The organism is Caballeronia arvi (assembly GCF_001544695.2).
GTDB lineage: Bacteria > Pseudomonadota > Gammaproteobacteria > Burkholderiales > Burkholderiaceae > Caballeronia > Caballeronia arvi.
Window position 1 is genome coordinate 1 of sequence record NZ_FCOM02000120.1, and the last position, 10119, is coordinate 10119.

Annotated in this window: 8 protein-coding genes; 6 read left to right on the forward strand and 2 right to left on the reverse strand. The window is 61.4% G+C overall.

The window, feature by feature from the left end; genetic code table 11:
* Positions 1 to 474: 474 nt before the first annotated feature.
* Complete coding sequence (locus AWB74_RS42565; RefSeq protein WP_061152520.1) at positions 475 to 1227, reverse strand: hypothetical protein; 753 nt, start codon at positions 1225 to 1227, stop codon at positions 475 to 477.
* A 645-nt stretch (positions 1228 to 1872) separates the two neighbouring features.
* Here AWB74_RS42565 and AWB74_RS42570 point away from each other — a divergent pair.
* A complete protein-coding gene (locus AWB74_RS42570; protein WP_061152521.1) occupies positions 1873 to 2823 on the forward strand; it encodes a phosphatase PAP2 family protein in 951 nt (316 codons plus the stop codon).
* A gap of 283 nt (positions 2824 to 3106) precedes the next feature.
* Here the strand turns inward: AWB74_RS42570 and AWB74_RS42575 are convergent, their stop codons facing one another.
* Complete coding sequence (locus tag AWB74_RS42575; RefSeq protein ID WP_061152522.1) at positions 3107 to 4000, reverse strand: LysR family transcriptional regulator; 894 nt, start codon at positions 3998 to 4000, stop codon at positions 3107 to 3109.
* A gap of 101 nt (positions 4001 to 4101) precedes the next feature.
* Here AWB74_RS42575 and AWB74_RS42580 point away from each other — a divergent pair, with 101 nt between their 5' ends.
* From AWB74_RS42580 to AWB74_RS42600, 5 genes are all read left to right on the forward strand, one after another.
* On the forward strand, positions 4102 to 5010 hold the full coding sequence (locus tag AWB74_RS42580) for an HpcH/HpaI aldolase/citrate lyase family protein (protein ID WP_061152523.1): 909 nt from the start codon (positions 4102 to 4104) through the stop codon (positions 5008 to 5010).
* Positions 5011 to 5045: 35 nt separating this feature from the next.
* Positions 5046 to 6251, forward strand: coding sequence for a CaiB/BaiF CoA transferase family protein (locus tag AWB74_RS42585; protein WP_061152527.1), 1206 nt, complete (start codon positions 5046 to 5048; stop codon positions 6249 to 6251).
* Between the two features lie 50 nt (positions 6252 to 6301).
* Positions 6302 to 7093 carry an amidohydrolase family protein gene (locus AWB74_RS42590; RefSeq protein ID WP_327363243.1) on the forward strand — a complete coding sequence of 264 codons (792 nt, stop codon included), beginning with the start codon at positions 6302 to 6304 and terminating at the stop codon, positions 7091 to 7093.
* Between the two features lie 61 nt (positions 7094 to 7154).
* Positions 7155 to 8519 (forward strand): short-chain fatty acid transporter, encoded by a 1365-nt coding sequence (locus AWB74_RS42595; RefSeq protein ID WP_061152525.1) that lies wholly within the window; start codon positions 7155 to 7157, stop codon positions 8517 to 8519.
* A gap of 37 nt (positions 8520 to 8556) precedes the next feature.
* Positions 8557 to 9897: a 2-hydroxycarboxylate transporter family protein gene (locus AWB74_RS42600; protein WP_061152526.1), complete on the forward strand. Its 1341-nt coding sequence runs from the start codon at positions 8557 to 8559 to the stop codon at positions 9895 to 9897.
* Positions 9898 to 10119: the final 222 nt, after the last annotated feature.

Here is a 10119-nt window from a genome sequence, read left to right on the forward strand (position 1 = left end):
GAAACTGATCCCTCATTAAACCGCTTTCTTCCTTTGCTTCTCCGACTACCTGTCAGATGCGGTCTAGGCTAATACACATGATGCGAATGCCCTAAGTCGGCTGCGCCGCTGCACAGGTAGATTTAACGACGCTGTGGTGGAAGACGAGGTGGAAGTCTTCTCGATCACGTCGTCCCTTCATGCGTCATATAGTCAGGCTGAATGCCAAATTCTGATCGGTTCGAACGAGGCGGCATGGTAGCTCCGCGCCAGGCGTCACGTTTTGCCGTACGCGGAGACTGCACGGTCGCGCGACGGCAATGTCAAGATCTGCAGTTGTTCTGACGGTAAGGTTTATCTGCTGTTCAAACGGCAGAAACTAACCTGCACTCGGCTCGATCGAACGAAGACAGATGAGCGTCCGAGGCGCTATATGCCTCGGGCTGGACCGACGCCGTAGCCAAAGTCTGCTGCTCTTCCACGAGAGCCCGTGGATTATCGGCTTAGGGCGGACTGGGCCCGTTGCAGCCACTCGCTGTTATGTTCGCGAGCGTGGCGTGGCCAATGTTTGGCATCGTGCACAATCTCGGCGTAAAGTTCGCGCGCGCGATGGCGGTCGGCATCGTCGGGCCGCGTCGTTAGCCAATCGGCGTACAGGCAACGGGGTGCTGCGTCGCTTGCGCTTTTAAGCGCCGTCTCGAACGCGGCGCGTGTGCCTGGCGCGCCCATCGTTGCCAAAGCCCGCGCATACAGCAGTGCAGGCTCGGGTTGCTGGCGGGCGAGGGAATTGACGGCGAACAGTTTTTCCAGTGTTTCCTGTGTGGCCGAAAAATCGCCGCTAACAAACTGCGCACGTGCCAGCCCTTGAAGTAGATCCGGATCGGATGAGAACGGCCCACTGGCCGCTGCTCTGTAATGCTCTAGGGCTTCGACGGCATTTCCTGTATCGAGGAGCGCTGCACCCAGCCGCATGCGATGCGCGACGGTTGGCGCGCGATCGAAATTCGTGCGCGCTTCGCGCACCGCTCGGTTGGGATCGACAAGCTGAGAGATCGCCCTCGTTGCCGCCCTTGCCCCACGTGACTGGCGTAGGGCGGGCAAGTAGATGACGAACAAGTAAACCAAACTGCCAAGGCCAGGGAAGAGAAACAGGATTAGCAGCCAGTACATGTTCTGCTGCGTGCGCACGGCATGCACCGCAAAGAACACGGCGATGATGACGTAAAGGCTTATTCCGAAAATGCGCATTTACGAGAAGGTCAGTTGTGGTACGTTGCCAGCGGCACGGCAGCGAAACGGCAGAACGCTATTTTGACAGACGCGCAGTGCCATGCCTGGTGGTTCAGTGGGGCACGGTCCCGCCTGGGTCGCGCACCGCGTGAATTAAGAGGAGGCTACTACATCCGCGCCGCAGCAGTGTCACGCGACAGCGGCGCTGCAAATGCGGCGATCCAGCGCGTGGAGTTCCGCGGCCGTGCGACAACGTTGAGACGCTGACCATGTCCTGCAACGGACCATACAGTTGGAATGACGAACGCGTCTTATCCGGCCTTTGCGGTTGTCCGCATGAACCGGGTCCCCTGATCCGTGAATGGCCGCGTTGGCTCCAATGCGTCAGGCAGAAGACGACCCATTTGCGTCGCGGGGTACAAGTTGGTCCGAGGGCGCTTCTCAGGCCACAACGGTCAATCTCCCATCGACTCCGTGAGCAAGCCGTCGGCCATTCCTTTATCTTGCAAATGTACGGCAGTTTGCACCGGTCTTCGCTCGCTGTCCGCAATAGCGTCTTTTTTTAGACCTCCTCTTCCCTGAACTGCACCATTCGCGAATTCAAGTCTTTGAACGAGAAGCCGTTAAACCAGCGATCAAGTCGAGACAAAAACAAGCGAGAAGATGAAGTCAAACCTCCGAACGGCATGGCAGCGCAGCAGTTTCGATCACACCACGTCGGGCCGGACGTTCGGCTTCACATGGGCGCTGTTGACGACGATCGTACTCGTGGATGTCGTCTGGCTGGTCTATGGCGAATGGCAAATACAATGGCAAAGCCTGCTGAACAGAGCGATGTTCATCGCCGCCTGTTTCCTGCCCCTCGTGTTCGGGAGTTGCCGCCGCTCGAGAATGATACGCGCCTTGTGCGAAGCGTACGCAGTTGCGACGGCATTCTCGACGGCCGCAATGATCTTTTCTTATCTCGTCGCTAGCACTGCGCACCCGCTGACCGATTCGTTCCTGGCAGCGGCCGACTTAAGTCTCGGCTTCCATTGGGGTGGTTATTACCAATGGTTCACCAGCCACCCCGACTATGCGCACCTTGCTGGCATCCTGTACGACTGTACGATTTGGGGGCAATTGGTTGTGATGGCATTTCTCGCCCTGAGCGACAGGCGCGAAAGACTCGTCGAACTCGTCGAGTTACTGGCTTCGACTCTGGTTGTAGCGATCATCGTCTCGTATCTCGCTCCGACGACAGGCGCAGCGAAATATTACTGGGGGCAATATCACGCCGACATTTCCCCTTGGACGCAATTCGAACTACTGCGATCCGGCACATTGAGAACTATCGATGTCTCTCATATGCAAGGCTTGATTTCCATGCCGTCGATGCATACCGTGATCGGTGCGCTGCTGTGCTGGTCCGTGCGTAAAACTCGGGTATTTGTGCCGCTAGTCGTGCTGAACATGATGATGCTGTCGGCCACGCCGGTTTATGGCGGACACCACGCCATAGATCTTGTGGCGGGCGCATTGATGAGCGTTGTCGCTGTCACCTTTCGACGTCGCATGACGATAGTCGACGATTCGGCATCATCTGTTGGGCCACGGATTACGATCGATGTCTGAAGAGAGGACCGCCGGCCGCCTGTCGTCATGTCGCCATACGTCCGCTCTTGGCGTGGGCGGCCGGTCAAATGTCAAAGCGAAAGACACGGCGAATGACGCCTGATGGCCCGGTTGCCGATGCTCATAGTAGGAACGCGGAGTCGCCCGCCGAGGCCGCTGCAACACTTCCGCAGTCGGACCCATTTCTGACGTTCGAAGCTTCGTGAACGCAACGGCCGCAGTCGAGAGTAAAGCCGTCGCCGGAACGCTGAATTCGAGACAAGTCAGCGCCGGTTGCTCCGCATCAGCGTTTCCCGCGATGTCCTTCCCACGCCAGTACATGCTCGGCGCATTCAAGAAGCCCTTTTATTAAACGTGCGCGAGGCGATGACCTGTGCCAAAGCACACCGAAGCGCCGCGGTTCCGTCTTGCTCGGCAGTGCCATCCTCGCGATGACGAGCCCCGCTGTCAAAGGCGAGATGATGTCAGGGACGAGCGACACCCCGAGCCCACGGTCGACCATCATCGCGATGGCCATCAGCGAATTCAGTTCGAACAACTCGTGCGGAATGATTTTCGCCGCGCGGAGGTATTGATCAGCCTGCTTGCCGCCGCCGAGCGAACGGTCATAGCGAATAAACGGCTCGCGGCGTAGCAATTCGTGCGGTTCCCGATCCTTCATTCGCAAAGGCGCTAGCACGACAATCGGCTCCTCGCGCAACAGATGCCAGTCATAGGCCTTAGGAAGCGCAAACGCTGGATGAAGGCAAATCGCCACATCGAGGTCACCGCGCTGCAGCGTCTCGTACAACTCCATCGACGTTCCTGCCCGTATCAGTACCTTGGCGTGCGGAAACTCAGCCGCAAAGTGTGCAAGCACATCGGGCAACAGGCTCAGTAGCGCCGTCGTGATCGTGCCGATGCGCAACTCGCCCGCCGCTTCGCCTTCCAGCGCGAAAGCCTTGAGCTCCGAGCACTCGCGCACGAGTCCGCGCGCCTTTTCGATCACCCGATGCCCGGCTTCCGTCGGGATGACCGTGCGTCCGGCGCGCACGAAAAGCGAGACGCCCAGTTCGCGCTCCAGCGCCTGAATCTGTTGGGCGACGGCCGCCGGCGTCACGCCGATGCGACGCGCCGCTTCGGCCATCGACCCGCTATCGACCACGAGCAGCAGATTGGCGAGAAAATCGATATCCATAAAGATAATTTACCTATTCTTTGAAGATAGATGCAGATAGTTTATCTAAATCTATGGCGGCCCTAGACTTGTTTCCAGCGATAAAACGAGAGGCTGGAGACATGAGAAGCAAACTCTTCGTACCGGCATCGCGGCCGGAACTGTTCAACAAGGCGCTCGCGAGCGCCGCCGACGCCTTGTCCTTCGACCTGGAGGATTCGGTCGCCGCCGAACGCAAGCAAGAGGCGCGCAATGCGCTTCGTGAGCTCTTGCGCGCGAGCGACCTCAGGCGCCATGCAAAAGTGCTGATCGTTCGCGTGAACGCGCTCGAATCGCGGCATTTCACCGCCGACATCAACGCCGTCGTTCAGCCCGGGCTGGACTACATCAACCTTCCGAAGCCCGAAACTGTCGATGAGGTTCGTGCGGCGGCGTCCGCAATCGAACAGGCAGAGCGTGCGAATGGCGTTGACCGGCCCGTGAAGCTGCTGCTCAACATCGAATCGCCCAGGGCGTTCCGTCATGCCGCCGAACTGGCGGGCGCGCATGAACGCGTGGCCGGGCTGCAACTGGGTCTTGGCGACCTGTTCGAGCCGCTCGGCGTCGGACGCCGCGACGTGGCCGCAGTCCAGCAGGCGATGTTCGGGTTGCGCATCGCGGCGGGAGAGGCCGGCGTGTTCGCCTACGACTCCGCATTTGCCAATATCAAGGACGAAGCGGGCTTCCGCGCGGAGGCGCAGCTCGCGCGATCAATGGGGTTTCTTGGCAAGAGTTGCATCCACCCGAGCCAGATCGCGCTCGCGAACGAGATCTTTCGCCCGTCGGACGAAGACATCGCGCATGCGGTGCGTGTCGTCGAGGCAGCGCGTGACGCCGAATCGAAGGGCGTCGCCGCTTATGTGGTCGATGGCAGGATGATCGATCCGCCGTTCGTCGAACGCGCACGCGTGCTCGTCGCCCAGGCACGGCGGCTCGGTTTGCTGACGGACGAACAGTGCGTCGCACTTGCGAGCGCGGACGCCGCAAGCTGAGACGCGCAGACCCACTCGAACAGACGGAGAATTTCATGCAAGCTTCGGCCAATCAATCTCGCGCCGCAGGCGGCGGGCCGCTCTCGGGCGTGCGCGTGCTCGACCTGAGCGCGTATATCGCGGGTCCATACGGATGCACGCTGCTCGCCGATCAGGGTGCCGACGTCATCAAGATCGAACCCCCGACGGGCGACAATCTGCGCAAGTATCCGTCGACGCTCGAAGCCGAAAGTCGCGCTTTCCTCGGCGTGAATCGCGGCAAGCGTGGCCTCGTACTTGACCTCAAGCAGCCGGAGGCCCTCGCGGTGCTGATGCGTCTCGTCGAGGCCGCCGACGTACTCGTCCACAACTTCCGTCCGAGCGTGCCCGCGCGGCTTGGCATCGCCTATGAGCAATTGCGCGAGGTCAATCCGCGCCTGATCTATTGCGCGGTGACGGGCTACGGCGACACCGGCCCGAACAAGGACAAGGCGGGCTACGATCAGGTGCTGCAAACGATGACGGGCATGTGCACGTTGCAGGGCAAACGCGGCGGCCCCCCCGAGATTCTGTACGGATCGGTGGTCGATTACTACGCGGCCGCGCTCGTCGCAGCGGGCGTGTCGTCGGCGCTTTTCGAGCGCGAACGCAGCGGCGCCGGGCAATATGTCGGCGTGTCGCTCTTGCGCAGCGCGTTGACGATGCAGTCCGCCCGCATGATCTGGGCCGAGGGCGAACCGAAGGACATCGGTCGCGACATGCGCTCGGGTGGCATCACCGGAATCCATCCGACGCGTGAAGGTCATCTGTACATTTCCGCCAACACGCCGCACTTCTGGCACTCGTTGTGCGAGAAGACCGGCCTCGTAGCGCTCGCGCAGAACGAGCGCTACGACTCGGTACGCAAGCGCGCGCTGCATTGCGACGAAATCGTTCCGCAGTTGCACGCCGCACTTCAGGCGCGTACGGCGCTCGAATGGGAAGCGCTGTTCGGCGACGCCGTGCCCTGTGCGGCCGCGCGCGGTGTCGAAGACATGTTCGACGATCCGCAAGTCGTGGCCGAAGACATGGTGACGCGCTTCGATCATCCGGGCATCGGCAGCTATCGCGGCATCAAGCATCCGATCCGATTCGGCGCGACGCCCGGACGCGATCCGGCATCCGCGCCCGCATTCGGCCAGCATTCCGATGCGCTCCTGCGCGAATTCGGCTGGACCGACGACGCGATCGAATCGCTGCGCGCGACGCGCGCAGTGCTGTAGGGAGACACGCGATGCCGTTCCATCTACCCGCAAACGCATGCGATTCGCACATGCACATCTACGATCGGCGCTTTCTCGGCGATCGTCCGGTTCAAGCATTCGTCGAAGGCGCGACGGTCGCCGATTACCGCAAAGTGCAGGCACGCATCGGCACGCAACGCACGGTCATCGTCACGCCGCGCGTCTACGAAACCGATAACAGCGTGACGCTCGATGCGATCGCCCAACTCGGCATCGACCACGCGCGCGGCGTCGCGGTGCTGCGTCCGGATGTCACGGATAGCGAACTCGCCGCGCTGCATGACGGCGGCATTCGCGGGATTCGCTTCACGCTCTACACGCCGGAGCATGCCGTCGTGCGTTTCGATATGGTCGAGCCGCTCGCGCAACGCGTCGCTGAACTCGGCTGGCATGTTCAGTTGCACTGGACGGCGGAACAGATCGTCGAGCATGAAGCGATGCTCGCGCGTATTCCCTCGACCATCGTCTTCGATCATCTCGCGCGCCTGCCGCTGCCGGCCGGCACGTCGCATCCGGCCTACGCGATCGTTCGACGCCTTGCCGACTCTGGCCGCGTGTGGGTCAAGCTTTCTGGCCCGTATCTGGACTCGGCTGTCGGTCTCGAAGGCCAGTATGCGGATACGACCGCAACCGCCCGCGCCTTTATCGCCGCGCTACCCGAGCGCACGGTATGGGGCAGCGACTGGCCGCACGTCACGGAATCGCGGAAACCCGACGACACGGCGCTCATCGACCTGCTCGCCACATGGAGTGGCGACGAAGCGATGCGCAAGCGCATTCTCGTCGACAACCCCGCGAAACTCTACGATTTCCCCATCTAAAAGCATCAGCGCCCAAACGCACACAGAACGCGTAGGAGCCATCCAATACCGGAGACATTGCATGAAACCCGCAGCCGCAGCCGCGCCCGCACGCAAGACGCGCTTTACCGAAGCGACGATCAGCCTGTTCGAACGCACGATTCCCGATCCCTTCGTCCTCGCGATCCTCATCACCGCGATCGTCGCGGTGCTATCCGTGATCTTCGCGCCGCATGCGTCGTTCGCACGGCTGGTCGGTGGCTGGTACAAAGGGTTTTTCGACATTCTCACGTTCGCCTTCCAGATCACGCTCGTTCTCGTGACCGGCCACGCGTTCGCGCATGCGCCACCTGTGCAGCGCATATTCAAGGCGCTGGTGTCGATCGCGCGCACGCCGGTGCAGGCCGCGACGCTCACCTTTTTGCTGGTCGCGATCGCGTCGTTTTGCAACTGGGGGCTCGGGCTCGTCGTCAGTGCATTGCTCGCGCGTGAAGTGGCGAAGCGCATGCGCGTCGACTTCGCGTGGATCGTCGCGGCGGGCTTCTCCGGCTGGGTCGTGTGGGCGAGCGGCATCTCCAGTTCGATCGCGCTCGCGCAGTCCACGCCCGGCAGCGCGATGAACGTGGTGCAGAAGTTGACCGGTCAGGTCTTGCCCTTCAGCACGACCGTGTTCACGAGCTTCAATCTCGTGCCGACGATCGTCATGCTGGTCGCGATGCCGTTCGTGCTTGCGTTCCTCAAGCCGCGCGATGAAGACGCCGTCGTGCTCGATACCGAGAAGAACCCCGATGCCCCCGTGCGCGCGAAGCCGAAGGGCAAGCTGAGTTTCGCGCGCTGGATCGAGTATTCATGGCTCGGCAGCGCGTTCATCGGCGCGGCGGGCATTGCGTTCATCGTGCTTGCACAGGTTCAGCATATGGCGTTTTCCGGCGTGAATGCCGTGATTTTCATCATGTTCATCGCGGGCGTGATCCTGCATGGCTACCCGCTTGCTTATGCTGATGCCGTGAAGAACGCGGCCAGGCAAACTGGCTCGATGATGCTTCAATACCCGCTCTATGGCGGCATCATGGGCATGATGGACGCAACTGGCTTGCCGGATGTGATCTCGCACTTCTTCATCGCGATCTCGAACGCGCACACCTTGCCCTTCTGGAGCTACATGTGTTCGCTGATCGTGACGTTCTTCATTCCAAGCGGCGGCGGTCACTGGGCCGTGCAGGGTCCGTTCGTCGTTCCGGCCGCCGTCGCCCTGCATGCATCGGTGCCCGCGACGACCATGGCGGTCGCAATGGGCGAACAGGTATCGAACATGATGCAGCCGTTCTGGGCCGCGCCGGTGGTGGCGATGGCGGGCATCGGCGTGCAGCGCGTACTTGGCTTCACCGTGATGACCTTCCTGCTCGGCACGGTGGTCTACGGCGTCGCGCTGTTGCTCCTCGTCTGACCGACACGCCTCAAACAAATCGAACGGGGACAGACGTATGGAATCGGCGACGACACAACGAGCCGCGGCACAGGCCCATCCGAAATCTCTTACGGAGCGCTGGTGGGGCGTGTTCGACACGCGCATTGGCGCGTTGCCCGTACCGGTGTTTTTTGCGCTGCTGGCCGTGCTCGCAGCAATGACGCTAAAGGGCAAGCTCGCATCGGACCTGCCTACCGGTATCGCACTGGTGGCGGTCGGCGGCTTTACGTGCGCGGAACTCGCGAAGCGCATTCCGTGGATTCGCCACATCGGCGCGACATCGATTTTCGCTGCGTTCATTCCGTCGATGCTCGTCTACTACAAACTGATGCCCGCGCCGGTCGTCAAGGCGGTCACCGACTTCACGAAGAGTTCGAACTTCCTCTATCTCTTCATCGCGGCGATCATCGTCGGCAGCGTGCTTAGCATGGACCGGCGCACGTTGATCAAGGGCTTCGTGCGCATCTTCATTCCCGTTGCGAGCGGCTCGGTCGTCGCGGCGATAGTGGGGACCGGCGTCGGCGTCGCGCTCGGCATGCCGGCAAAGCACGCGCTTTTCTTCGTCGTCGTGCCCATCATGGCGGGCGGTGTCGGCGAGGGCGCGCTGCCGCTATCCGCGGGCTATGCGCAGATTCTGGGCGTCGAGCAGGGACCGCTCTTTGCGCAAGTGCTCTCGGCCGTGATGCTCGGCAACATCGCTGCAATCTGCTGCGCGGGTTTGCTGAGTTACCTCGGCACGCGCAAGCCCAGACTAACTGGGAATGGCCAACTCACCATCGCCGGATCGGATGACGGCGCCGGCCAGCCCGCCGCGCCCTCGTTCGAATTCGATGTGAGTTCGGTCGCCGCAGCGGGCGCGACGGCGATCGCGCTCTATCTGCTCGGTGTGCTGAGCCATCAACTGTTCGGCTGGCCGGCTCCGGTCGTCATGCTCGTGCTCGTGGTAGCCGCGCAGCTATTTCAAGTGGTGTCGCCGCGAGTGCGGGGCGGCGCGCGCTTCATGTATGGATTCTTCTCGACGGCAGTCACCTATCCGCTGATGTTCGCCATCAGCGTCGCGATGACGCCGTGGGGTGAAATCGTCACCGCGTTTCACTGGATCAATATCGTGACCGCCGTGTCGACGGTGCTCGCGCTGACTTCGACCGGATTCTTCGTTGGACGGATGGTAGGGATGTATCCCGTGGAAGCGGCGATTGTGAATGCAACGCATAGTGGACTCGGCGGCACCGGTGATGTCGCGATCCTGACAGCCGCCAACCGAATGGAGTTGATGCCGTTCGCGCAGATCGCGACGCGGATCGGCGGGGCCGTTACCGTGATAACCGCGCTGGGTGTCTTCGCTTACTTGCGTTAGAAGTGCACGCGTTGCTTGAGACGTCTGCAGATCATCTCTTCGACAGGTCGCGCGAACACTCAATCGGCCTAATACGTCGGTTATGAAACTGGAAGCGGACACGTGAGGGTCCGTTTAAGCACTGAAGACCAACGACCGCAAATGGCCGGAGGACTAAACCGCTCGCGCGGTAGGGGCTACGGTCCGACGCTGGTGGTCAGTGAGAGGCCGGTCACCCGGCTT